Here is a 25,132-nt window from a genome sequence, read left to right as displayed (position 1 = left end):
GCCAGGGTGGCACTGTAGCCCGGATCGGGCGTCAGCGCGCGGCGCTGCCGCCGCCGGCTTGCGCCACCGTCGGCGGGGCATTCTGCTGCGGCCCCAGGAACAGCCGCGGATCCAGCGGCTGTCCGGCCAGGCGGACCTCGAAATGCAGGTGCGGCCCGGTGGAACGGCCGGACGAGCCGACCCGCGCCACCTGCTGGCCCCGTTCGACCAGTTGCCCCTGCTTGACCATCAGGGACGAGGCGTGGGCATACCGTGTGATCAGGCCGTCGCCATGGTCGATCTCGACCATGTTGCCGTAGCCGGGATGGAACTTGGCTTCCAGCACCACCCCGCCCGAGGCCGCCAGGATCGGCGTGCCCGGCGGCGCGGCGAAGTCCAGCCCCTCGTGCATGGCCGAACGCCCGGTCACGGGGTTGCGGCGCCAGCCGTAGGAAGAGCTGAGATAGGGGTAATCGGTGATCGGCATCGCCGTCGGCATGCGGGCCTGGTCGGCCGAGCGCCGGGTCAGCGCCGCGTCCAGCAGCTTGAGGTTGTCGGTCTGCAGGGCCAGCCGTTCCTGGATCTCGTCCAGCTGGCGGCCCAGGGCTTCGGCCGAGGCGGCGCTGGGCGGCGTGCCCTCGGTGAACAGGTCGTCCATCACCTGGGTGGCCTCGGGGGCATGCTGGCTGTCGGCGGGGGCCGCGACCAGCTGCTTGGCGACCTCGGGGTCGGTGTAGGCCACGCCCGCCACCTTGGCCACCCGCTGGCCCAGGCCGTCGATGCTGACCAGCTTGGCCTGCAGCGCGCCCACCTTGGCGGCCAGCAGGTTCATGTTGCCGCGCAGGAAGTCGGCATCGCGTCCCGGCTGTTCGGACAGCGGCCAGCCCACCGTGTGTACCGCGGGCAGGATGGGTGTAATGTAGCGCTGAAGGGCGGCGCCGAAGATGGCGGCCGTCATCAGCGCGCCCCCCAGAAACAACGCCAAACGCGCGCCTCCCAGGGTGAAATGCCCGTCCCGCCCGTCGCGGGCGTGCATAATCACGATTTTCAAGGTTTGCTTCCTAATTCTCAGAGCCGGGATGAATAGACCCACTTCATACCGTCAACGTTCCAGTTCCAGCCGGCGAGGGGAAAATACCGCCCTGGGATGGCTGGGTCATGACATGCGGGGCGCCGGGGTACTGGCGACCGCCCGCAAGCACTTGCAAATCCAATATGCGGTGGCGGCGATCCTGCCCGCCCCGTTGGGCTCCGTCTGCCAGGTAGGCAAGCTGGAAAACCAGCGCCTTCAACTGGTGGTGCCCAGTGCCGCGCACGCGGCGAAGATGCGTCAATTGGCCCCGCGCATCGCGCAGGCCTTGGCGGACCAAGGCTGGAACCTTAACGAAATTGCGGTGAAGGTACAAGCCGGCCTGCCCAAGCCCGGGGCCCGCAAGCCGCTGCCGCCCAAAGAGGCCCAGCCGCTGGGAACAACCGCGCTGGGCGCCTTCGAGACGCTGCACGACAACCTGCGCCCCGGCCCGCTGGCCGACGCGGTCGCCAAGCTATTGAAGCACCACAAGGGTAGCTGAGAAAACCGGACTTGTCCGGACGCCCGCCATCGGGATGGCGCCTTCGGACCGATGTCCGGGCTGGGCGCGTCCCGCGGATTGCACCTGGACGGCGCCGGCGGGCACAAGGATGGCGACCGGCGCCACCCAATGAAAATGGCCGGATGTCAGCCGGGGACGGTCCCCGGCGCACCGGCCATCAAGGACAGACCGGCCTCAGGCCAGCTGCCATTCGTGCCGGAACGCCTGCGGCGCCTCGGCTTGCGATTCGTAGGTCACCATTTCCCAGGCATCGCGTTGCGCCAGCAGCGCGCGCGCCAGCTGGTTGTTCAGCGCGTGGCCCGACTTGCATGCCACGTAGCGCGCCACCAGCGGCTTGCCCAGCAGATACAGGTCGCCGATGGCGTCCAGGATCTTGTGCTTCACGAATTCGTCGTCGTAGCGCAGGCCGTCGCTGTTCAACACGCGGTATTCGTCCATGACGATGGCGTTGTCCAGGCTGCCGCCGCGGGCCAGGCCCATCGAGCGCAGCGCCTCGACTTCGTTGACGAAGCCGAAGGTGCGGGCGCGCGCGATCTCGCGCACGTACGAATGGGTGGCGAAATCGATTTCAGCGAAATTCGCGGTCGAGTCGATGGCGGGGTGGCGAAAGTCGATCGAGAAAGCCAGCGCGTACCCTTCATGGGGTTCGAGCCGGGCCCATTTCTCGTTGCGGCCTTCGCCCTCGCGCACTTCCACCGTCTTCAACACACGGATGAATTGCTTCGGCGCGTTCTGCTCGACGATGCCCGCCGAGCGCAACAGGTACACGAAGGTTGCCGCACTGCCGTCCATGATGGGGACTTCTTCGGCAGTGAGGTCGATATGCAGGTTGTCAATGCCCAGGCCGGCCAGCGCCGACATGAGATGCTCCACCGTGGAGACGCGGACGTTGCCCTGCTGCAGGACGGACGCCATGCGCGTATCGCCCACGCCAGTGGCCTGCGCGGGCAGGTCGACGACTTCGGGCAGATCGACGCGGTGGAACACGATGCCCGTATTGGGCGCCGCCGGACGCAGGGTGAGCTCGACCCGCCGTCCGGAGTGGACGCCGACGCCTGTCGTGCGGACGAGATTCTGAATGCTGCGCTGTCGGAACATGAGACTAAGGTATTTTGAGCCAGGAAGCCGACAAGATGACAAGAGATTGCCGGCGTAACTGACGTATTGTAACTCTGTCCGGTTCTCAACGCCATCAAAGCGTCAGGACCGACCGATAAAACCGTCCCCTATTCAAAGCCGTGCAAGGGAAACACGGGCCGCTCCGCCTCCGGCTTGCCTGCGGGGACAGGCAAGCCGGAGATGAGGGAGTGCATGTAGAGCCTGAAACCAGGCTCCAGGTTCAATCCGCCTGCTTACGCAGGAAAGCCGGGATGTCGAAATGATCCATGCCCGAGCTTTCCAGCGCGCGCACCTGGGCCGACGCCTGGCTGCGCGGGTTGCGCATGACAGACGGCATGTCCAGATTGCGGTAATCACCCTGACCGGCGGCCGGCATCGTGCCCATGGGCATGTTGTCGGTGCCGGTGCGCAGCACTTCAGCGGTGGTCTGCACCAGTTGCGGACGCGCCTGCGCACGGCCCAGGCCGGTCGCAACCACGGTCACGCGCAGGTTTTCACCCATCGATTCGTCGTAGGCGGTGCCGAAGATCACGGTCGCGTCGTCCGAAGCGTAGCTGCGGATCGTTTCCATGATTTCGCGCGTTTCGCGCATCTTCAGCGAGCGGCTGGCGGTGATGTTGACCAGCACGCCGCGCGCGCCGTTCAGATCCACGCCTTCCAGCAGCGGGCAGGCAATCGCGTGCTCGGCGGCGACGCGGGCGCGGTCAGCGCCCGAAGCCGATGCCGTGCCCATCATGGCCTGGCCCTGCTCGCCCATGATCGTCTTGACGTCTTCGAAGTCGACGTTGACGTTGCCTTCGACGTTGATGATTTCGGCGATACCCGCGCAAGCGTTGTGCAGGATGTCGTCGGCCGAACGGAAGCAGTCTTCCTGCGTCGCGTCCTCGTCCATCAGTTCATACAGGTTCTCGTTGAGCACCACGATGAGCGAATGCACGTGCTTGGCCAGTTCGGCGATGCCGTCCTCGGCCATCTTCAGGCGCTTGTTGCCTTCGAACGTGAAGGGCTTGGTGACCACGCCCACCGTCAGAATGCCCAGCTCCTTGGCGACTTCGGCCACGACCGGGCCTGCGCCCGTGCCGGTGCCGCCGCCCATGCCCGCGGTGATGAAGACCATGTGCGCGCCGTTCAGGGCGGCACGGATCTCTTCACGCGCGGTTTCGGCCGACGCGCGGCCTTGTTCGGGCTTGGCGCCCGCGCCCAGGCCGGTGCGGCCCAGGCGGATCTGCACCGGGGCGTTGGTCGCCGCCAGTGCCTGCGCATCGGTGTTGGCGCAGATGAAATCCACGCCGTGCACGCCGCTGCGAATCATGTGCGCGACGGCATTGCCGCCCGCACCGCCCACACCAACGACCTTGATTACGGTCCCTTTGGTGTTGTTCTCAAGCATCTCAAAGTTCATCATGATGACTCCCTCACAAGTCCGATTTGCAAATCACAAAAATTCCCCAACAACCTATATTTTGTGAATCGCCTCAAAGCCGAAGCCGACTGCTTTGGTCCGCAACGGGTTTGAGACGCCTCCCCTTTCTGGCCCGGTCCGCCCTACCGCTGCGGATCGTGCCAAGGAGCAGGCCCCAACCTGCCCCCCTCTTCAATTCATGAACCATTCCTTCATGCGCGCCAGCAGGCTCTTGAAATTGCCGGTCTGCGCGGCCACCTTGCGGCCACGCACGCGCTGCATGCGCGCTTCCTGCAGCAAGCCCATCACGGTCGAGAAGCGCGGATTGCGCATCACGTCGGCCAGGCTGCCTTCGTATTCGGGCACCGCCACGCGCACCGGCTTGAGGAACACGTCCTCGGCCAGTTCGATCATGCCGGGCAATTGCGCCGAGCCGCCGGTCAGCACCACGCCGGAAGCCAGCAGGTCCTCGTAGCCGGAGTCGCGCACCACCTGCTGCACCAGCGTGAACAGTTCTTCGACGCGCGGCTCGATCACGGCGCCCAGCGCCTGGCGCTTGACCTGGCGCGGGCCGCGGTCGCCCAGGCCCGGCACTTCCACGGACTCGTCCGGGCTGGCCAGCACCTGCTTGGCCACGCCGTAGCGCAGCTTGATTTCCTCGGCATCGGGCGTCGGCGTGCGCAGCATGGCCGCGATGTCGTTGGTGATCTGGTCGCCGGCGATCGGCAGCACGGCGGTATGGCGGATCGCGCCGCCGGTGAAGATCGCGACATCGGTGGTGCCGCCGCCGATGTCCACCAGCACGACGCCCAGTTCCTTTTCGTCGGCGGTCAGCACGGCCAGGCTCGACGCCAGCGGCTGCAGGATCAGGTCCTGCACTTCCAGGCCGCAGCGGCGCACGCACTTGACGATGTTCTGCGCGGCGCTGACGGCGCCGGTCACGATGTGCACGCGCACTTCCAGGCGCAGGCCGCTCATGCCGATGGGCTCGCGGATGTCTTCCTGGCCGTCGACGATGAACTCCTGCGTCAGCACGTGCAGCACCTGCTGGTCGGTCGGGATGTTCACTGCCTTGGCGGTCTCGATGACGCGGGCGACGTCGGTGGCGGTGACTTCCTTGTCCTTCACGGCGACCATGCCGCTGGAATTGAAGCTGCGGATATGGCTGCCGGCGATGCCGGTGTAGACGTCTCGGATCTTGCAATCTGCCATCAGCTCGGCTTCTTCAAGCGCGCGCTGAATCGAATTCACAGTGGTCTCGATATTGACGACCACGCCCTTGCGCATGCCGCGCGATTCATGCTGGCCGAGGCCGAGCACTTCGAATCGCCCTTCGGGCAGGATTTCAGCCACCACAGCCACCACCTTGCTGGTGCCGATATCGAGGGCGACGATAAGGTCCTTGATGTCACGGGTCATGGCGTTAGCGTTTCTTGGGAGGTTTCGGTGTGGATTTGGGTTTGTTTGCCGACGCGGGCAACGGGGCCAGCGCCAGAGCGAAACCATTGGGATAGCGCAGGTCCGCCTGCGTGATGGTGCGCCCTTCCAGGCGCCCCGCCACGGCGGGCCAGGCCTGCACAAAACGTTGAATGCGCGCCGCGAACGGCAGCGCGCCGGGCAGGCCGTGCGGATCCGGCGCGTCGGCGCCCGGATCGCGGCCCAGGTCCAGCAGCATGCCGTTGGACAGCACTACGCGCCAGGCGTAGCGCGGACTCAGCTCCAGCTGCTTGACATGCATATCGAGCGGCGCGAACCAGCGCGCCAGTTCGGCGTAGCGTTGCACCACCAGCGACTCGGTGCCCTCGGGCCCGGAGAACTGCGGCAACACCGTCTCGTCGTCCACCTCGCCCGTGTTGGCCGTGAACGCCTCGCCCCAGGTGTTGATCATCTGGTTCTCGTTCCACAGCGCCAGCGGCTGCTGCTCCTCGATGCGCACGCGCAGCACATTGGGCCAGATCCGCCGCACGGTGGCGTGGCGCACCCACGGCACCGACTCGAAGATCTCGCGCGCGTCGTCCAGGTCCACCGTGAAGAAGTTGCCCTTGAAGCGCCCCGCGATCGCCGCGCGCACCGCGCCCGGCGACACATAGTGCAGCTCGGTGTCCGGCGTGGACTCCAGCTCGATCGCCGACAGCGTGAAATACGGACGCTGCGCCACCCACACCACGCCCGCCAGGAGCATGGCGCAGACCGCCAACACGGCTAGCGTGTTGGCGATCAGGTTGGTCGTGCGAGCGTCGTTCCACACAGAATGTCCGGGTCAAGTATTGCGGGCGGCGCTGTGCAACTTGCACGAAGCGTCGGCCAAAATCGCCACGCACAGCTCGGCATAGCTCATGCCGGTGGCGCGGGCCGCCATCGGCACCAGGGAATGGCCGGTCATGCCGGGCGAGGTATTCATTTCGAGCAGCCAGGGGCGGTTGTCGGCGTCCAGCATGAAGTCGGCGCGGCCCCAGCCTTCGCAGCCCAGCGCGCGATAGGCGCGCACCGCGATGTCGGCGACTTCCTCGGCCACGGCCGGCGGCAGCGTCGCCGGGCAGAAGTACTGCGTGTCGTCGGAGAAGTACTTGTGCTCGTAGTCGTAATTGCCACCCGGCGCGGCGATCTCGATCACCGGCAGCGCGCGCGCGGTCTTGCCGCCGCCCAGGATCGCCACGGTCAGTTCGCGGCCCTGGATGAACTGCTCGGCCAGCACCTCGGCGTCGAACTTGGCGGCCAGCGCGTAGGCGTCCTTCATGTCGGAATAGCCCACCACCTTGGTGATGCCCACGGTCGACCCTTCATGCGGCGGCTTGATGATGAGCGGCAGGCTCAGGCGATCCGGCACCAGGCGCAGTTCGGTGTCGGCGTCCAGCAATTCGAATTCCGGCGTGGGCAGGCCGTGCTGCAGCCACACACGCTTGGTCATGGTCTTGTCCATGGCCAGCGCCGAGGCCAGCGGGCCGCTGCCGGTGTAGGGAATGCCCAGCAATTCCAGCGCGCCCTGGATCGAACCGTCTTCGCCGAAACGGCCATGCAGCGCGATGAACACGCGCTCGAAGCCCTCGGCGGCCAGCTCGGCCAGGCTGCGCTCGCCCGTGTCGAACAGGTGCGCGTCGACGCCGGCGCTCAACAGCGCCTGGTGCACGCCGGCCCCGGACATCAGGGACACTTCGCGTTCGGCCGAACGGCCGCCGTACAACACACCCACCTTGCCGAATTTCGCGCTCATGCCAATTCTCCAACCTGGGCCGGGACCTTGCTGATCGAGCCCGCCCCCATGACGATCACCACATCGCCGTCACGGACGAAATCGACCACCGCCTGCGGCAGTTCGGCCACGTCCTCGACGAACACCGGTTCGACCTTGCCGGCCACGCGCAGCGCGCGCGACAGGGCCCGGCCGTCGGCGGCCACCAGCGGCGGTTCGCCGGCGGAATAGACTTCGGTCAGCAACACCGCGTCGGCCGTGCCCAGCACGCGCACGAAATCCTCGAAGCAGTCGCGGGTACGCGTGTAGCGATGCGGCTGGAACGCCAGCACGATGCGGCGGTCGGGCCAGGCGCCGCGGGCGGCAGCCAGCGTGGCGGCCATTTCCACCGGGTGGTGGCCATAGTCGTCGATCACCGTAAAGGTGCCGCCGCCATGCGTGGCCGGCACCGGGAATTCGCCCGTCTGCGTGAAACGGCGGCCCACGCCCTTGAACGACGCCAGCGCATCGCAAATGGCTTCGTCGGACACGCCCAGCTCGGTCGCCACGGCGATCGCCGCCAGCGCGTTGCGCACGTTGTGCAGGCCTGGCAGGTTCAGCTCCACCTGCAGCGGCGGCAGCAGCGTGTCGCGGTGGCTGCGTTGCACGTTGAAGCGCATGCGCGTGCCGTCCGCCTGCACCTCGTAGCCGCGCACCATCGCGTCTTCGTTCAGGCCGTAGGAGGTGATGGGCCGCGACACGAACGGCATGATCTCGCGCACGTTGGCGTCGTCGGTGCACAGCACCGCGCTGCCGTAGAACGGCAGGCGCTGGGTGAATTCGATGAACGCGCTCTTGAGGCGGGCCACGTCGTGGCCGTAGGTGTCCATGTGATCCGCGTCGATGTTGGTCACGATGGCCATCACCGGCAGCAGGTTCAGGAACGAGGCGTCGGATTCGTCGGCCTCGACCACGATGTAGTCGCCCTGCCCCAGGCGCGCATTGGCGCCGGCCGAATTCAGGCGGCCGCCAATCACAAAGGTCGGGTCCAGGTCGCCGGCGGCCAGGATGCTGGCCACCAGGCTGGTGGTGGTGGTCTTGCCGTGCGTGCCGGCCACCGCGATGCCGCGCTTCAGGCGCATCAGCTCGGCCAGCATGATGGCGCGCGGCACCACCGGAATGCGCGCGGCGCGGGCCGCGATGACTTCGGGGTTGTCGCCCGCCACCGCGGTCGACGTGACGATGGCGCCGGCGCCGGTGACGTTGCTGGCGACGTGGCCGATGGCGATGTTCACGCCCAGGCCGGCCAGGCGGCGCGTCACGGCCGACTCGTTCAGGTCGGAGCCGCTGATGGTGTAGCCCAGGTTGAGCAGCACCTCGGCGATGCCGCTCATGCCGGAACCGCCGATGCCTACGAAATGGATATGCTGGATTCTGTGTTTCATGATGAACGCCCCGCTGCTTGTTCACAGACGTCGGCGATATGCGCCGCCGCTTCCGGGTGCGCATGCGCGCGGGCCCGTTCTGCGACGGCTTGCAGTTCTTGGCGGGAACGCTGGCCCAGCCAGTCCGCCAGCCACTCGGGGCTGAAGGCGTTCTGCGGCTGCAGCCATGCGGCCTGCGCGTCGCTCAGGAAGCGCGCGTTGGCGGTCTGGTGGTCATCGATGGCATGGGGCAGCGGCACGAACAGCGCCGCGACGCCGACGGCGGCCACTTCGGACACCGTCATGGCGCCCGCGCGGCAGACCAGCAGGTCGGCACCGCCCATGGCGCCGGCCATGTCGTCGATGAAGGCGCGGCAGTCGGCCGCCACGCCCGCCTGGGCGTAGGCCTGCTGCAGCGCCGGCAAATGTTGTTCACCGGCCTGGTGCACCACCACCGGACGGCTTTCCTGCGGCAGGCGCGCCAACGCTTGCGGCACGGCGGTATTGAGCGCCTGGGCGCCCAGGCTGCCGCCCACCACCAGCAGCCGCAGCGGACCGCTGCGGGCGGCGTAGCGCTGCGCCGGGTCGGCCAGCGCGCACAGATCGGCGCGCACCGGGTTGCCCATGGCCTCGCCCTTGGGCAGCACGCCGGGGAACCCGCTCAGCACGCGGCGGGCCATCCTGGCCAGCCACTTGTTGGCGGTGCCGGCCACCGCGTTCTGCTCGTGCACCACCAGCGGCGTGCCGCGCAGCGCCGCGATGACGCCGCCGGGGAAGGCGACATAGCCGCCCATGCCCAGCACCACGTCCGGGCGCACCGACGACAGCCGCGACCAGGCCTGCGCGAAGGCGCGCACCAGCAGGAACGGCAGTTTCAGCAGCGCGGCCGCGCCCTTGCCGCGCACGCCGGCGAAACGCAGCGGCACCAACTCGATGCCGCGCGGCGGCACAAGCTTGCCTTCCATCTTGTCCGGATTGCCCAGCCACATCACGCGCCAGCCGCGCTGGCGCAGCACGTCGGCCACGGCCAGGCCGGGCATGATGTGGCCGCCAGTGCCGCCGGCCATGATCAGGATGGTGCGCGACGACGCGGTCATACCCGTCCTCCGCGCATCATGATGCGGTTTTCCACATCCACCCGTATCAGCATGGCCAGGGCGCACAGGTTCATCACCACGCCCGAACCGCCATAGCTCATCAGCGGCAGCGTCAGGCCCTTGGTCGGCAGCAATCCCAGGCACACGCCCATGTTGATGAAGGCCTGCACGCCGAACCACATCGCCACGCCATGCGCCACCAGGCCCGCGAACGTGCGTTCCATGGCGATGGCCTGGCGGCCGATGTCGAAACCGCGATAGACGATGATGGCGAACAGCGTGATCACCAGCATCACGCCGGCGAAACCCAGCTCCTCGCCCACCACCGCCATCAGGAAGTCGGTATGCGCTTCGGGCAGGTAGTGCAATTTCTCGACGCTGGCGCCCAGGCCCACGCCCAGCCACTCGCCGCGCCCCAGGGCGATCAGCGAATGCGACAGCTGGTAGGCGCTACCGTAGGCGTTGTCTTCGTTCCAGGGATCCAGGTAGGCGAACAGGCGCGCGCGGCGCCACGGCGACAGCCAGATCAGCATCAGGAAGGTGCTGACCAGCACCGCCAGCAGGCTGCTGAAGTACTTGCCGTTGATGCCGCCCAGGAACAGGATGCCGATCGCGATCGCCACGATCACCATGAAGGCGCCCAGGTCGGGCTCGAGCAGCAGCAGCATGCCGACGCCGGCCAGCGCGAACGCCATCGGCAGGAAGCCGCGGGCAAAGGCCTGCATGTGCTCCTGCTTGCGCACCGTGTAATCGGCGGCATACAGCAGCGCGGCCAGCTTCATCAGTTCGGACGGCTGGAAATTCAGCGGACCCAGCGGAATCCAGCGGTGCGCGCCGTTGACCTCGCGGCCGATGCCGGGCACCAGCACCGCCACCAGCAGCACCATCGCCACCACGAACAGCGGCACCGCCAGGCGTTGCCACACGCGGATCGGAATCGCCAGCACGACGGCGCCCGCCACCAGGCCGGCGGTGACGAACAGGCCGTGGCGGATCACGAAGTAATAGCGGCCATAGGAGGCATAGCGCGGGCCGTCGGCCAGCGCGATCGACGCCGAATACACCATCAGCAGGCCGAGCAGCAACAAGGTCGACGCCGCGATCGCGAGCGGCATGTCGAAATTGCGCATGCGGGTACGGCCGGGCCGTACGGCATTGACGCTGGCGGTGAGATCGGCGATCAGGCTCATGCCACCTCTCCCCGGTCGCGGGCCAGGTCTTCGACCTCTTCCACGAACACCTGCCCGCGGTGCGGGTAATTGCGGAACATGTCCAGGCTGGCGCAGGCGGGCGACAGCAGCACCACGTCGCCGGCCTGGGCCAGCTCGGCGGCGCGGCGCACGGCGTCGCGCAGCGATTCCACGGCGATGCAGTCGACGCCGGTGGCGGCCAGCACGCGGCCGATTTCCGGGCCGTCCTGGCCGATCAGCAGCACGGCGCGCGCATGGCGCGACACCACCGGGACCAACGGCGAGAAGTCCTGGCCCTTGCCCTGGCCACCGGCGATCAGCACCACCGGCTGGCCCATGCCCTCGAGCGCGGCCACGGTGGCGCCGACGTTGGTGCCCTTGCTGTCATTGATGTAGTCGACGCCGCCGATATTGCGCACGAAGGCGGCACGATGCGGTTCGCCCGCGTACTCGCGCAGGGTGCGCAGCATGGCGCCCCAGCCCAGGTCCAGGCAGCGCGCCAGTTGCAGCGCGGCCAGCGCGTTCAAGGCATTGTGGATGCCGCGGATGCGCAGCGCGTCGACCGGCATCAGGCGGCTCATGCGGCCCTTGGCGCGCACCGGCTCGGGCGCGTCCTTCTTGCGGCGCACGGGCGCCACCGGCTCGTCGAAGTCGACCGGCTCGGCCGCGACCAGCCAGGCCACGCCCTGGCCCAGTTCCAGGCCCATGTCGCCGACCAGCGCCGGCACGTCACGGCCGAAACTGCGCACGGGCATGGCATCCAGCGACGGCACCATGTCCACGGTATACGGATCGTCGCGATTGACGATGGCGATGCGCGCCATCTTCAGCAGGCGCGCCTTGGCGGCGGCATAGGCATCCATGCCGCCGTGCCAGTCCAGATGGTCCTGCGTCACGTTGAGCACGACGGCGGCGTCGGCCATCAGCGTGTGCGTGGTCTCGAGCTGGAAGCTCGACAGTTCCAGCACCCACACCTGCGGCAAGTCGTCGGCGTCCAGCGCCCCCATCAGCGCGGTCAGCGCGGCCGGGCTGATGTTGCCCGCGGCCAGCACCGACAGGCCGCTGGCCTGCACCAGGTCGCGCGTCAGCGCGGTGACGGTGGTCTTGCCGTTGGTGCCGGTCACGGCCAGCACCCGCGGACGGTATTCACGGGTCTCGGCCAGCTCGGCCAGGGCCCGCGCAAACAATTCCATCTCGCAGATGACTTCGATGCCGCGGGCCTTGGCCTCGCGCAGCAGATCGCCGGCCGGCGCGCCTTCGGGCGCCAGTCCCGGGCTGATGACGACCTGGTCCACGCCGTCCAGCAGCGCGACATCGAAGGACGCATCGCAGCCCAGGCGGTATTCCACCTCGGCCTGCGCCAGCGCATCGCGCAGCGCGGGCAGGCCACCCGGCTCCGCGCGCGTGTCGGCCACGCGCAGGCGGGCGCCCTGGCGGGCGCTCCAGCGCGCGGCGGCGACACCCGACTCGCCCAATCCGAGGATCAGGACGAGCGGCGCATCGGCGCGGGAGGATTCCATCGTATTCATCGCAACTTCAGGGTTGAGAGGCCAATCAGCACCAGCATCATGCTGATGATCCAGAAACGCACGACCACCTGGGTTTCCTTCCAGCCGCCCACTTCGAAGTGATGATGCAGCGGAGCCATGCGGAATATGCGTCTACCTGTTCCATAACGTCGCTTGGTGTACTTGAACCACGTCACCTGGATCATCACCGACAGGGTCTCGACCACGAACACGCCGCCCATGATGAACAGCACGATCTCCTGGCGCACGATGACCGCGATGGTGCCCAGCGCGCCGCCCAGCGCCAGCGCGCCGACGTCACCCATGAAGACCTGCGCCGGATACGCGTTGAACCACAAAAACGCCAGCCCCGCGCCGCCGATCGCCGCGCACAGCACCATCAATTCCGACGCGCCGGGGATATACGGGAACAGCAGGTACTTCGAATAGTCGACGCGGCCGACCACGTAGGCGAAGATGCCGAGCGCGCTGCCGACCATCACGGTGGGCATGATCGCCAGGCCATCCAGGCCGTCGGTCAGGTTGACGGCGTTGCTGGTGCCGACGATCACGGCCCAGGTCAGCGCCACGAAGCCGAGCACGCCCAGCGGATAGCTGACGGTCTTGAAGAACGGCACGATCAGGTCGGCGCGCGTCGGCAGCGACATCGTGAAGCCGCTGCCCACCCAGGCCTTGAAGAGCGGCCACAGTTCGGTGTTGGCGGGCGCCGACACGGCGAACGCCAGATAGACCGCGGCCACCAGGCCGATGGTCGCCTGCCAGAAGAACTTCTGGCGCGCCGGCATGCCTTCCGGATCGCGATAGACCACCTTGCGGTAATCGTCCATCCAGCCGATCCAGCCGAAGCCGAACGTCACCAGCAGCACCACCCACACGAAGCGGTTGGTCCAGTCGGCCCACAGCAGCGTGCTGATGGCGATGGAAATCAGGATCAGCACGCCGCCCATGGTCGGGGTGCCGGTCTTGACCAGGTGGGTTTCCGGGCCGTACGAACGCACGGCCTGGCCGATCTTCATCTCGGTCAGCTTGCGGATCACGCGCGGGCCGGCCACCAGGCCGATCAGCAGCGCCGTGGCGCACGCCAGCACCGCGCGCAGCGTGATGTACTCGAACACGCCCAGCGCGCGCACATCATCGGAAAGCAGACGGGCGATCTCAAGCAGCATGGTTGTCCCCCTGCCCCTTGGACGCTTGTCCGTCATTGGAAATAAAAGCCGTCACTACCCGCTCCATGCGCATAAAGCGCGATCCCTTTATCAATACGCAGGACGCGCGCAGGCCGCGCAATGCGGCAACGACTTCGTCTACCGATGCGCAGGCGTGCGCGCCCGTGCCGTAGGCGGCCGCGGCCGCCCGGCTGGCATCGCCTAGCGTGATGAGCGCGTCGAGGCCAAGCTCGCGCGCGTAGTTGCCCACCTCTTCATGCATGGCGGGGCCGTTGTCCCCGACTTCGCCCATGTCGCCCAGTACCAGGACACGCGTGCCGGCCATGCGGGCCAGCACATCGATGGCCACGCGAACCGAGTCGGGGTTGGCATTGTAGGTGTCATCGATGAGCAACGTTCCGTCACTCAATTTCTTGTGCTGCATGCGTCCCGCGACCGGGCTGAAGCCGGCCAGCGCGCGCACGGCGACCTCCAGCGGCGCCCCCGCGGCGATGGCGCTGGCGATCGCCGCCAGCGCATTGCGCAGGTTGTGCACGCCGGGCACCGGCAGCGTCAAGTCGGCGCTGCCCACCGGCGTCACCACGCGGCAGCGCGTCGAATCGACGTCCGCCAGGATCTGCTCGGCATAGACATCCAGACCGGGCTGCAGGCCAAAACGCAGCGCGCGGCGCGGCGCGGCCAGCTTGTCCCAGATCGCCGCGTAGGGTTCGTCGCCGGGATAGACGGCCACGCCGTCCACCGGCAGCGCCGCGATGGCGGCGCCGTTTTCCAGCGCCACCGCTTCCACGGTGTGCATGAATTCCTGGTGCTCGCGCTGGGCATTGGTCACCAGCGCCACGCTCGGCGCCGCGATGGCGGCCAGCTGGGCGATCTCGCCCGGATGGTTCATGCCGAGCTCGAACACGGCGGCGCGATGTTCCGGACGCAGGCGCAGCAGCGTCAGCGGCACGCCGATGTCGTTGTTCAGGTTGCCGGCCGTCGCCAGGCGGCCCGTCTCGCCCTGCCAGCCCGCCAGCATGGCCGAGATCATTTCCTTGGTGGTGGTCTTGCCGTTGCTGCCCGTCACCGCCACCACCGGCAGCGTGAAGCGGGCGCGCCAGGCGGCGCCGATGCGCATCAGCGCCACGCGGGTATCGCCCAGCACCAGTTGCGGCAGGCTCGATTCCGGCACGGCGTGCGCCACCACCGCGGCGCAGGCGCCGCGCTCGGCGGCCTGGTCCAGGTAGTTGTGGGCGTCGAAGTTATCGCCCACCAGCGCCACGAACAGTTCGCCGGCGCCAATGCGCCGCGTATCCGTGGACACGCCCTTGACCAGCGGCAGCAGCAACGCCAGCCGCGCCCACTCGCGATCGTCGAAGGGCAGCTTTTCGCCGGCGATTTCCTGGTAGGTCTCGTGGCCCTTGCCCGCCAGCAGCACCACGTCCTCGGGCGCGCTGGCCCAGACGGCCTGCATGATGGCACGGGCGCGATCCACCTGGACCTCGACCGCCACCGAAGCCGGAATGCCGGCCAGGATCTGCGCCACGATGGCGTCGGGCGACTCGCTGCGCGGGTTATCGCTGGACACCACCACGTGGTCCGCCAATTCAGCGGCGATGCGGCCCATTTCCGGGCGCTTGCCGGCATCGCGGTCACCGCCGCAACCGAACACGCACACCAGGCGGCCGGCACGCGCCTGCGCCACCGGGCGCAGCGCCATCAGCGCGCGCGCCAGCGAATCGGGCGTATGGGAGTAGTCCACCACCACCAGCGCGCCGCGGCCCGCGTGGGCCTGCGTGCTGGAGGCAACCGGTTCCACGGTCTGCAGGCGGCCATCGACCGGATCAGTCGCGGCCAGCTCGCGCGCGATCTGCGCGAACGGCAGGCCCAGCTTGTACAGCACGCCGGCAACCAGCAGCAGGTTCGAGACGTTGTGCGCCCCAAGCAGGCGCGTCACGATCTGCGCCTCGCCGTGCGGCGACACCAGGGTGAAGATCTGGCCTTGGGCGGTGGCCTGCAGGTCACGCGCGCGCATCGCGGCGGGAATCGCGGGATCCGCGCTCAGGCTGTAGCCCATCACCGACAGGTCCGACGGCAGCGAGGCGATCAGGCGGCGGCCGGCCTCGTCGTCGGCGTTGACCACCGCGGCGCTCAGGCCCGGCCAACGGAACAGGCGCGCCTTGGCGGCCTCGTAGCGTTCCATGGTGCCGTGATAGTCGAGATGATCGCGGGTCAGGTTGGTATAGGCGGCCAGCGCCACCCGCACGCCGTCCATGCGGCCCTGCTCGATGCCGATAGACGACGCTTCCATCGCCACCGCCTTGGCGCCGGCGTCGCGCATGGCGGCCAGCAGGCGGTGCACGGTCAGCACGTCCGGGGTCGTGAGATGGCCGCCCAGCGTCTGCCCGTCCGGCAGCACGGCGCCCAGGGTGCCGATGGTGCCGCAGGGCTTGTCGTTGCGGCCCAGCGCGTGGGCGATCCATTGCACCGACGAGGTCTTGCCGTTGGTGCCGGTCACGGCCACCACGGCCAGCGCCGACGACGGCCGGCCGTACCAGGTGTCGCCCAGCTCGCCCAGCAGGGCGCGCAGGCCGGTCACCGGCAGCATCGGCGTCGCGCCGGCGGCGGCCGCGGCCTCGATGGCTTCGGTCGCGGGCGCCTCGAACAACACCGCGCTGGCGCCCAGCGCCAACGCCTTCTCTATATATAGACGGCCATCGCTGGACAGGCCCGGGCAGGCGACGAACACGTCGCCCGGCTCGATCTCGCGGGAGTCCAGCTTCAGGTGCGCGGTCAACGACACGCGCGAATGCAACCACGCCACGGCTTGTTCGACCGTGGCGGCGGGGGATGAGAGGAAGCCTTTGGCGCTCATCTGCCTGGCTCCTTGATACCGGCAACAATTGTGGATTCGAAGGGCGCGTCCGGACGCACGCCCATCAACCGCAGACTCCCGCCGACGATATGGGAGAACACGGGTGCGGCGATCGCGCCGCCGTAGTAACCGCCGACCGTGGGCTCGTCGATCGAGACGGCCACCACGATCTTGGGATCGGACACCGGGGCAAAGCCCACGTACGAGCTGCGGTAGCGCTGCATGCTGTACTTGCCGTCGACGATCTTGCGCGCGGTGCCGCTCTTGCCGGCCACGCGGTAGCCCTGGACCTGGGCCGCCTTGGTGCCTTCCGGACCGGCGGCGGCTTCCAGCATGCCGCGCACCAGCGCGGTGGTCTTGGGCGTGTAGATCTTGACGCTGGTCGGGTCGCTGTCGCGCTTGACCAGCGTCAGCGACACCATGTCGCCGTTGCGGGCGAACACGGTGTAGGCGCGCGCCACCTGCAGCAGCGACACCGACAGGCCATAGCCATAGGCCATGGTGGCCTTCTCGATCAGGCGCCAGCGGTCCCACGGGCGCAGGCGGCCGGGCGCCGCGCCGGGGAATCCCACCTGGGGCGCCTGGCCCAGGCCCAATTCGGTGAAGCGATCCCACATCTCGCGGGATTCCAGCTTCTCGGAGATCATCGTCATGCCGATGTTGCTGGACTTGCGCAGCACGCCGGCCACGTCCAGCGTGCCGTTGCGGCTGACGTCGCTGATCGTGCTGCCCTGGTAGGTGAAGCGGCCGTTGCCGGTCTCGAACAGGGTCGAGGTGGTGATGCGGCCCAGGTCCAGCGCCAGCGCGGCGGTGAACGGCTTCATGATCGAGCCGGGCTCGAACGTGTCGGTGATGGCCTGGTTGCGCAGGTTGGCGCCGTGGAAGGTCTCGCGCTTGTTCGGATCGAAGGTCGGCACGTTGGCCAGCGCCAGGATCTCGCCGGTATGGACGTCCACGACCACGGCGGTGGCGCCCTTGGCCTGGTGCTTGTCCATGGCGTCCTTCAGTTCCTTGAACACCAGGTACTGCAGGCGGGTATCGATCGACAGGCGCAGGTCGCGGCCGTCCACCGGCAGCGTCACGGCCTGCACGTCCTCGATGACGCGGCCCAGCCGGTCCTTGATGACGCGGCGGCTGCCCGGGCGGCCCGACAACTGCTGGTTGAAGGTCAGCTCGACGCCTTCCTGGCCCTGGTCTTCGACGCTGTTGAAACCCACCACGTGGGCCATCACGTCGCCGTCCGGGTAGTAGCGGCGGGTCTCCGGCTGCTGGTGCACGCCGGGCAGGCCGAGCTGCTTGATCTTGTCGGCCACGTCCATCGAGACCTGGCGCTTCAGGTAGACGAAGTTCTTGTCTTCCTCGACCCGGCGGCGCAAGTCGGCGATCGGCGTTTCCAGCAGCTTGGCCAGCGAGTCCAACTGGCTGGCCGTGGCCTGCTTCAGGTCTTCGGGAATGGCCCAGATGGCGCGCGCCGGCACGCTGGATGCCAGCACTGCGCCATTGCGATCCATGATTTTGCCGCGGGTGGCGGACAGCGTCAGGGTGCGCTCGTAGCGGCGCTCGCCCTGCTGCTGCAGGAATTCGGTGGACAGCCCTTGCAGGAACAGCGCGCGGCCGGCCAGCACGGTGAAGCCGCCGAACAGCAGGATCAGCACCAGGCGGGCGCGCCAAGTGGGCAACTGCCCGCGCAGCACCGGATTGTCGAAGAACGGAACGCGCTTCATTGGGCGCCTCCGTTGGCCGGCACCGGCGCCTGATTCAGGTAGAGCGTGCGGTCAGGCACGATGGGGATCATTTTCAGGCTGTCGCGCGCGATCACGTCGACCCGCGCGTTGCGCGCCAGCTCGGCGCGTTCCAGCTGCAGGCGCCGCCAGTTGGTTTCCAGGTCGCGCGCCTGCGCCTGATCGCGGCCCAGCTCGACGAAGAGCTGGCGCGACTGATACCGGCTGGTGACCAGGGAAATGGCCGACAGCATCAGCAAAGCCGCAACGATCAGGTTGACGCGACCCATCAGCGGCGCCCTCCCTTGCCGCCGCGGCGAGGCGGCGGAGCCAGATCGCTGCCGGGCAGCGAACCGATTTTCACGAACGCCATGCCGCCCTCGGCGGGCAAGGGCGTGGCGGTGCGCTCGGCGACGCGCAGCACCGCCGAGCGGGCGCGCGCATTGGCCGAGACTTCATCATCTTCGGCCAGCACGCGTCCCAGGGAACGCAGGACCGGCTGGGGCATTTCGCTTTCGCGCAGGGGCAGGCGCGCATGCGCGGCAGCCGGACGAGCCGCCGCCGCGATGCACTGCTTGACCATGCGGTCTTCAAGCGAATGAAAGCTGATCACCGCCAACCTCCCCCCTGGGGCAAGCAGGTCTAGAGCTGACGCGAGGGTGCGCGCGAGCTCTTCGAGTTCCCGATTGATGTAAATCCGTAGAGCTTGAAAGGTGCGTGTGGCCGGATGCTGCCCCTTTTCGCGCGTGCGGACGGCGCTGGCGACGCACTCGGCAAGTTCGAGCGTGGTGCGCAGCGGCCTTGTTGCGCGGCGAGCAGCAATCGCCTTTGCAACCTGAAAAGCAAACCGTTCTTCGCCATAATCCGCTATGACCTCCCGCATCTCATCCACACTGGCTTGCGCCAGCCAATCCGCCACCGTGGGTCCACGAGTGGTGTCCATCCGCATGTCGAGCGGGCCGTCCCGCATGAACGAGAAACCGCGCTCGGCATCATCGATCTGAGGCGACGACACGCCCAGATCCAGCATCACGCCATCGACCTTCTCGATGCCGAGCTGCTGCAATTCTTCGGCCATGGTGGCAAAGCCGCCATGCACCACCGTCACCCGGGCGTCCGCCGCCGCCAACGCATTGGCTACCGCGATCGCCTCGGGATCCTTGTCGAACACCACCAGGCGCGCCGCCGGGCCCAGGCGGCCAAGCAGCTCGCGGCTGTGGCCGCCGCGACCAAAGGTGCCGTCCACGAAGACGCCGCGTTCCGCTCGCGTAGCCGCGGCCGGCTCGTCGCCGGGCTGCGACCGTGCCGCGCCCTTGCCGCCGAAATCGGCCAGCAACAGCGCGTCCACCGTCGGCTCCAGCAGGACGGGCCGATGTTCGAATTCCATAACTCTTTCAGAACGAAAACTGATTCAACACATCCGGCATACCCTTGGCCAGGTCTTCAGCCTCGCGGCTGGCCAGGGTAGCGGCATCCCACAGCTCGAAGTGGGCGCCCAGACCGAGCAGCATCACATCGCGCGTCATACCGGAAGCGTTGCGCAGTTCAGGCGCGATCAGGACGCGGCCGGAGCCGTCCAGTTCCACGTCCTGAGCGTTGCCCAGCAACAGCCGCTGCAACGCACGCGCCGTCATGGGAAAGGCGGCAATCTGCTCGCGCTTCTTTTCCCACTCGGGCCGCGGGTACACCAGCAGGCAGCCGTCTGGGTGGCGGGTCAGGGTCAGGCGGCCTTCGGCCTGCGCCATCAGCGCGTCACGATGCCGGGTCGGAATCGAGATCCGTCCCTTGGCATCCAGCGTGAGCGCGCTGCTTCCCTGAAACACCACTTTTACCCCACTTAATTGCACAATTTCCTACTATTTCCCACTCTACGGTATGGCAATGGGGCGGTCAAGCGCGCGGTTGCAATTTTTTCAATCACAACAAGGACTTAGAGCAACTTGTAAATGCACAAAAAGAAAAACCTCCCAATAAATCAGGAGGTTGCGTCACTATCTAAAAGTGCTTCTTAAGAAGTGGCGGCTAACAATGCCTTTGCATTGTTCTACCCAGCCCGCTTGCCAAGGGTTGGCGGGCGTTCCGCGCCAGATGGCGGGTGGCCGGCCTTGAAAAAAGCCTGGCGGCGGCCCCGCTCCGATGAGAAATCCAATGCAAGACGGGTCTATAGGCCGGATTCTGTACGCCAGGTTTCCCTGGCGGGCGATCATTCCTCTGCGCGGATCATTGCTGAGCCGCTGTAGCCACCTACCCGCATGCTTGGACGGAGCCGCCCTTCGCGGCCCGAAAGCCGCACGCATGCCTATTTGATGTTGCTCCGGGTAGAGGTTGCCGCGTTTCACCCTGCGATGCCGCCGACCGTTGCCGGCCGGCGCGATACGGAGATGGCCGTATCGGTGCGCGACTGGCGCGCCCGCCCCGCAGACTCGTCTCTGTGGCCCTATTCCTCGACCGCGCCCGAAGACGCGACCGGACGGCCGTTAGCCGCTACCCTGCCCTGTGGAGTCCGGACCTTCCTCGATGGACTTGCATCCACCGCGACCGCCCGACCCGCCTTGCGGTGCGTATTCTAGTACAGGTCGTCGCTCCGTCCCCGAACAGCAGCGCGGGTTCCTGCGACAATACCGGTCTGATCCGCTTATCCGCCGCAAGAACGACCCCACTACATGGCTCTCGCAACGCTCATCACCCTGACCGACATCCAGCTGGCCTATGGCCACCACCCCCTGCTGGACCACGCCGACTTCGCCATCCAGGCCGGCGAGCGCATCGGCCTCATCGGCCGCAACGGCGCCGGCAAGTCCTCGCTGCTGCGGCTGCTGGATGGCCGCACCGTGCCCGACGATGGCGACATCGCCCGCACCTCGGGCCTGCGCGTGGCCACGGTCGAACAGGAGCCGGAGCTGGACGAGAACGCCACCGTCTTCGACGTGGTCTGCAATGTCGACGGCGACCATGAAGACTGGCAGCGCCCCTCGCGCGTGCGCGCCGTGCTGGAAAAGCTCGGCCTGCCGGCGGACGCCCAGATCGCCGGCCTGTCGGGCGGCACCCGCAAGCGCGTCGCGCTGGCCCGCGCGCTGGTCGAGGAACCCGACCTGCTGCTGCTGGACGAGCCCACCAACCACCTCGACTTCGACGGCATCGCCTGGCTCGAAGAGATGCTGCGCACCTGGAAGGGCGCCGCCGTCATCATCACCCACGATCGCCGCTTCCTGGATTCGGTGGCCACCCGCATCGTCGAACTGGACCGCGGCCGGCTGCTCAGCTTCCCCGGCAACTTCTCGCAATGGCAGGAACGCAAGGCCCAGTGGCTGGAATCCGAGCGCCTCGAACAGGCCCGCTTCGACAAGCTGCTGGCCCAGGAAGAAGTCTGGATCCGCAAGGGCGTGGAAGCCCGCCGCACCCGCAATGAAGGCCGCGTGCGCCGCCTGGAACGCCTGCGCGTCGAACGCGCCGAGCGCCGTGAACGCGTCGGCGACGTGTCGCTGGCGCTGGCCGAGGGCCAGCGCTCGGGCAAGATGGTGGCCGAACTGGAACACGTCGGCAAACGCTTCGGCGACAAGATCGTGGTGGACGACTACTCCACCACAATCCTGCGCGGCGACCGCATCGGCATCGTCGGCCCCAACGGCGCCGGCAAGACCACGCTGCTCAAACTCATCCTGGGCGAAATGCAGCCCGACAGCGGCAAGACCCGCATGGGCACCAACGTGTCGGTGGCGTACTTCGACCAGATGCGCGCCCAGCTCGACGAGAACGCGACGCTGGTCGACATCATCAGCCCGGGCAGCGAATGGGTCGAGATCGGCGGCACGCGCAAGCACGTCATGAGCTATCTCGGCGACTTCCTGTTCTCGCCCGCCCGCGCCGGCTCGCCGGTGCGCAGCCTGTCGGGCGGCGAACGCGCCCGCCTGCTGCTGGCGCGCCTGTTCGCGCGCCCCGCCAACGTGCTGGTGCTGGACGAACCCACCAACGACCTCGATATCGAAACGCTGGAACTGCTCGAGGAACTGCTGCAGGAATACTCGGGCACGGTGCTGCTGGTCAGCCACGACCGCGCCTTCCTGAACAACGTCGTCACCCAGACCATCGCCTACGAAGGCAACGGCCACTGGCGCGACTACGTCGGCGGCTACGATGAATGGGTGGCCCAGCGTCCCGCCCCGGCGCCCGTCGCCGCGGCGGAGGAAGACGCGGCCCAGGCGGCGCGCGCCGCCGACGAAGCCGCGGCCCGCGCCAAGGCCGCCAAGCCCAAGCCGGCCCGTGCCGCCAAGATGAATTCGTGGGAACTGCGCGAACTCGAAGGCCTGCCCGAAGCCATTGCCGCGCTCGAAGCGCAGCAGGCCGAACTGGCCGGCAAGCTCGCCGACGGCAGCCTCTACCGCGATGCGCCGGCCGAAGTCGAACGCATCAACGGCGAGCTGTCCAAACTGGAAAGCGAGCTCGAGGAAAAGTTCGCGCGCTGGGAATTGCTCGAGGCGCGCCGCGAAAGCGCCCTCTGATGCGATAGCAGGACCGCGGCGGCGGCGGGTCCGTCACCGCGCCATCGGCTTCATCGCCCTCTATATATAGAGGGCGGCCGCCACGCACTTTGTCCACATGGCGGCGGCTGACGCGCTCAGACCGCGGCGCGCCAGGCCAGCGTCTCGCCGGCGGCCAGCGGCACCAGCCCGGTGTCGCCGAACGGCACTTCGTCCGGGATCTGATAGCTCTCGCGCACCAGCGTCAGCTTGCCGGTATTGCGCGGCAGGCCGTAGAAGTCAGGACCGTGGAAGCTCGCGAAGCCTTCCAGCTTGTCCAGCTTGCCGACCGCCTCGAACGCCGTCGCGTACAACTCCATCGCATGCAGCGCGGTATAACAGCCGGCACAGCCGCAGGCGTGTTCCTTCAGGCCGCGCGCATGCGGCGCGCTATCCGTGCCAAGGAAGAAACGCGGGCTGCCGCTGGTCGCGGCTTCCACCAGCGCCAGCCGGTGGGTCTCGCGCTTGAGGATCGGCAGGCAGTACCAGTGCGGCCGCACGCCGCCCTGGAAGATCGCATTGCGGTTGTACAGCAGGTGCTGCGGCGTGATCGTGGCCGCGATCGGACCTTCGGCATCGCGCACGTATTCAGCGCCTTCCTTGGTGGTGATGTGCTCGAACACCACCTTCAGCGCCGGGAACGCGCGGCGCAGCGGCTTCATCACGCGCTCCACGAAAATCGCTTCGCGGTCGAACACGTCGATCGACGGATCCGTCACTTCGCCGTGCACCAGCAGCGGCATGCCGCATTTCTCCAGCGCTTCCAGCGCCTTGGCGCACTTGCCCAGCAGATCGGTCACGCCGGCGTCGGAGTTGGTGGTCGCGCCCGCGGGATACAGCTTGACCGCATAGACCTGGCCCGACTCGTGCGCGCGGAAAATCTCCTCGGCCGAGGTGTTGTCGGTCAGGTACAGCGTCATCAGCGGCGTGAAGGCGTCGGCATTGCCGCCCGCCTTGGTCAGCGCCGCCAGGATGCGGCCGCGATAGGCCAGCGCCTGCTCGGTGGTGGTCACCGGCGGCTTCAGGTTGGGCATGATGATGGCGCGGGCGAACTGCCTGGCCGTATCGGCCACCACCGCTTCCAGCGCCGCGCCGTCGCGCAGGTGCAGATGCCAATCGTCGGGGCGGGTGATGATCAGTGGATTCGTGTTTTGCGTGGACATGGAGAGCTTCTTAATCTGCCAGCGGCATGCCCCGTTCGGCCAGCGCGCAGAACATCGCGCTGCCCAGGGGAATGACGGCATCGTTGAAATCGAAATGCGAGTTGTGCAGCACGCAGCCGGAGTCGGCTCCGCCCTGCCCCAGCCGGAAATAGGCGCCAGGCTTGCTTTGCAGCATGAAGGAGAAATCCTCCGACCCCATCGACGGTACCAGATCGCGCACCACGTTTTCCTTGCCGATCATCTCGGTGGCGATGTCGGCGACCAGGTTGGCGTGCTGCGGCGTGTTCAAGGTCGCGGGATAGATGCGTTCGTAGGTCAGTTCGGCGGTGCCGCCAAAGGCGCCGGCAATCGCCGTGACCAGTTCGCGCATGCGCGTCTCGACCATTTCCTGCACCGACTTGCGGAACGTGCGCACCGTGCCCACCATCCGGGCCTCGCGCGGAATCACGCTCATCGCGCCGGGGTGGCCCGCCTGCAGCGAGCCGATGGACACCACCGCGGAGTCCAGCGGATTGACGTTGCGCGACACGATGGTCTGCAGCGCCGTGATGATCTGGCCGGCGATCGTGACCGGGTCGATCGTCTGATAAGGATGCGCGCCGTGGCCGCCCCGGCCGGTGATCAGGATCTCGAAGCGGTCGGCCGCCGCCATCATCGGCCCCGGATTGATGCCGATGGTGCCAGGCTTCAGGCCGGGCCAGTTGTGCAACGCGTAGATGGCGTCACAGGGAAAGGTGTCGAATAACCCGTCTTCCATCATGGCCTTGGCGCCGCCGCGCCCTTCCTCGGCCGGCTGGAAGATAAGCACGGCGGTGCCATCGAAATTGCGCGTCTGCGCCAGGTACTTCGCCGCCCCGATCAGCACCGCCGTATGGCCGTCATGGCCGCAACCGTGCATCAGGCCCGGCTTGGTCGACTTGTGCCCGAACGCGTTGTCCTCCGTCATCGGCAGCGCATCCATGTCGGCGCGCAGGCCGATCATGCGGCCGCTATCGCAGCGTTTGCCGCGAATGACGCCCACCACGCCGGTCTTGCCGATCCCCCGGTGCACCTCGATTCCCAGCGCCTCGAGCGCACCGGCAACGATCCCGGACGTCCGGACTTCTTCGAAGCCAAGCTCGGGATGGGCATGCAAGTCGCGCCGCAGCGCCGTCAATTCGTCATGAAACAGCCGAATCGATTCCAAAGCAGAACGTGCGTACATAGGAGG

Annotated in this window: 20 protein-coding genes and 1 other RNA gene; 2 read left to right on the top strand and 19 right to left on the bottom strand. The window is 67.6% G+C overall.

The genetic code is table 11. The features are described 5' to 3' along the window. Positions 1-31 precede the first annotated feature (31 nt). A complete protein-coding gene (locus tag AC1HFW_RS28765) occupies positions 32-1,015 on the bottom strand; it encodes a M23 family metallopeptidase (RefSeq protein ID WP_035359989.1) in 984 nt (327 codons plus the stop codon). Positions 1,016-1,142: 127 nt separating this feature from the next. Between AC1HFW_RS28765 and AC1HFW_RS28760 the strand changes: the two genes are divergently transcribed. Further along, complete coding sequence (locus AC1HFW_RS28760; protein WP_006392960.1) at positions 1,143-1,550, top strand: flagellar hook-length control protein FliK; 408 nt, start codon at positions 1,143-1,145, stop codon at positions 1,548-1,550. 195 nt (positions 1,551-1,745) lie between these two features. Here AC1HFW_RS28760 and lpxC read toward each other — a convergent pair whose 3' ends face one another. The 16 genes from lpxC to rnpB form a co-directional block, all read right to left on the bottom strand. Continuing rightward, a complete protein-coding gene (lpxC, locus tag AC1HFW_RS28755) occupies positions 1,746-2,669 on the bottom strand; it encodes a UDP-3-O-acyl-N-acetylglucosamine deacetylase (RefSeq protein WP_006392959.1) in 924 nt (307 codons plus the stop codon). A gap of 241 nt (positions 2,670-2,910) precedes the next feature. Beyond that, positions 2,911-4,095 (bottom strand): cell division protein FtsZ, encoded by a 1,185-nt coding sequence (gene ftsZ / locus AC1HFW_RS28750; protein ID WP_006392958.1) that lies wholly within the window; start codon positions 4,093-4,095, stop codon positions 2,911-2,913. 189 nt (positions 4,096-4,284) lie between these two features. Next, the gene (ftsA, locus tag AC1HFW_RS28745; protein WP_006217473.1) at positions 4,285-5,511 is read right to left on the bottom strand and encodes a cell division protein FtsA; all 1,227 of its coding nucleotides are present in this window, start codon (positions 5,509-5,511) and stop codon (positions 4,285-4,287) included. 4 nt (positions 5,512-5,515) lie between these two features. Next, on the bottom strand, positions 5,516-6,340 hold the full coding sequence (locus AC1HFW_RS28740) for a cell division protein FtsQ/DivIB (protein WP_006392957.1): 825 nt from the start codon (positions 6,338-6,340) through the stop codon (positions 5,516-5,518). Positions 6,341-6,352: 12 nt separating this feature from the next. Then, on the bottom strand, positions 6,353-7,303 hold the full coding sequence (locus tag AC1HFW_RS28735) for a D-alanine--D-alanine ligase (protein ID WP_006392956.1): 951 nt from the start codon (positions 7,301-7,303) through the stop codon (positions 6,353-6,355). Continuing rightward, a complete protein-coding gene (gene murC, locus AC1HFW_RS28730; RefSeq protein WP_479286066.1) occupies positions 7,300-8,706 on the bottom strand; it encodes a UDP-N-acetylmuramate--L-alanine ligase in 1,407 nt (468 codons plus the stop codon). Before murC ends, AC1HFW_RS28735 begins: the two co-directional genes overlap by 4 nt. Beyond that, on the bottom strand, positions 8,703-9,782 hold the full coding sequence (gene murG / locus AC1HFW_RS28725; protein ID WP_479286064.1) for an undecaprenyldiphospho-muramoylpentapeptide beta-N-acetylglucosaminyltransferase: 1,080 nt from the start codon (positions 9,780-9,782) through the stop codon (positions 8,703-8,705). Before murG ends, murC begins: the two co-directional genes overlap by 4 nt. Further along, positions 9,779-10,972 (bottom strand): putative lipid II flippase FtsW, encoded by a 1,194-nt coding sequence (gene ftsW / locus AC1HFW_RS28720; RefSeq protein WP_006392953.1) that lies wholly within the window; start codon positions 10,970-10,972, stop codon positions 9,779-9,781. The genes murG and ftsW overlap by 4 nt, the downstream gene beginning before the upstream one ends. Further along, complete coding sequence (murD, locus tag AC1HFW_RS28715) at positions 10,969-12,501, bottom strand: UDP-N-acetylmuramoyl-L-alanine--D-glutamate ligase (protein WP_479286062.1); 1,533 nt, start codon at positions 12,499-12,501, stop codon at positions 10,969-10,971. The genes ftsW and murD overlap by 4 nt, the downstream gene beginning before the upstream one ends. Beyond that, positions 12,498-13,667, bottom strand: coding sequence for a phospho-N-acetylmuramoyl-pentapeptide-transferase (mraY, locus tag AC1HFW_RS28710; protein WP_006392951.1), 1,170 nt, complete (start codon positions 13,665-13,667; stop codon positions 12,498-12,500). Before mraY ends, murD begins: the two co-directional genes overlap by 4 nt. Continuing rightward, positions 13,657-16,521, bottom strand: a complete 2,865-nt coding sequence (gene murF / locus AC1HFW_RS28705) for a bifunctional UDP-N-acetylmuramoyl-L-alanyl-D-glutamate--2,6-diaminopimelate ligase MurE/UDP-N-acetylmuramoyl-tripeptide--D-alanyl-D-alanine ligase MurF (protein WP_479286059.1) — start codon at positions 16,519-16,521, stop codon at positions 13,657-13,659. The genes mraY and murF overlap by 11 nt, the downstream gene beginning before the upstream one ends. Further along, positions 16,518-18,245 carry a peptidoglycan D,D-transpeptidase FtsI family protein gene (locus AC1HFW_RS28700; protein WP_006392949.1) on the bottom strand — a complete coding sequence of 576 codons (1,728 nt, stop codon included), beginning with the start codon at positions 18,243-18,245 and terminating at the stop codon, positions 16,518-16,520. Before AC1HFW_RS28700 ends, murF begins: the two co-directional genes overlap by 4 nt. Next, complete coding sequence (gene ftsL / locus AC1HFW_RS28695; protein ID WP_006392948.1) at positions 18,242-18,532, bottom strand: cell division protein FtsL; 291 nt, start codon at positions 18,530-18,532, stop codon at positions 18,242-18,244. The genes AC1HFW_RS28700 and ftsL overlap by 4 nt, the downstream gene beginning before the upstream one ends. Further along, positions 18,532-19,629 (bottom strand): 16S rRNA (cytosine(1402)-N(4))-methyltransferase RsmH, encoded by a 1,098-nt coding sequence (rsmH, locus tag AC1HFW_RS28690; protein ID WP_061072427.1) that lies wholly within the window; start codon positions 19,627-19,629, stop codon positions 18,532-18,534. Before rsmH ends, ftsL begins: the two co-directional genes overlap by 1 nt. 7 nt (positions 19,630-19,636) lie before the next feature. Further along, positions 19,637-20,065 carry a division/cell wall cluster transcriptional repressor MraZ gene (gene mraZ / locus AC1HFW_RS28685; RefSeq protein ID WP_006392946.1) on the bottom strand — a complete coding sequence of 143 codons (429 nt, stop codon included), beginning with the start codon at positions 20,063-20,065 and terminating at the stop codon, positions 19,637-19,639. A 325-nt stretch (positions 20,066-20,390) separates the two neighbouring features. Further along, positions 20,391-20,796: RNase P RNA component class A (gene rnpB, locus AC1HFW_RS28680), an RNA gene on the bottom strand. A 109-nt stretch (positions 20,797-20,905) separates the two neighbouring features. On the opposite strand from rnpB, the gene AC1HFW_RS28675 reads away from it, so the two are divergent. Then, positions 20,906-22,741, top strand: coding sequence for an ATP-binding cassette domain-containing protein (locus AC1HFW_RS28675; protein ID WP_479286057.1), 1,836 nt, complete (start codon positions 20,906-20,908; stop codon positions 22,739-22,741). A 116-nt stretch (positions 22,742-22,857) separates the two neighbouring features. On the opposite strand, the gene pyrC is transcribed toward AC1HFW_RS28675, so the two are convergent. After that, positions 22,858-23,937 carry a dihydroorotase gene (gene pyrC / locus AC1HFW_RS28670; protein ID WP_479286574.1) on the bottom strand — a complete coding sequence of 360 codons (1,080 nt, stop codon included), beginning with the start codon at positions 23,935-23,937 and terminating at the stop codon, positions 22,858-22,860. Then, positions 23,933-25,126, bottom strand: a complete 1,194-nt coding sequence (locus tag AC1HFW_RS28665) for a M20 aminoacylase family protein (protein ID WP_006392942.1) — start codon at positions 25,124-25,126, stop codon at positions 23,933-23,935. The genes pyrC and AC1HFW_RS28665 overlap by 5 nt, the downstream gene beginning before the upstream one ends. Positions 25,127-25,132 lie beyond the last annotated feature (6 nt).

The organism is Achromobacter sp. ISS7 (assembly GCF_056523125.1).
This window is presented reverse-complemented; position numbering and strand designations above follow the sequence as displayed.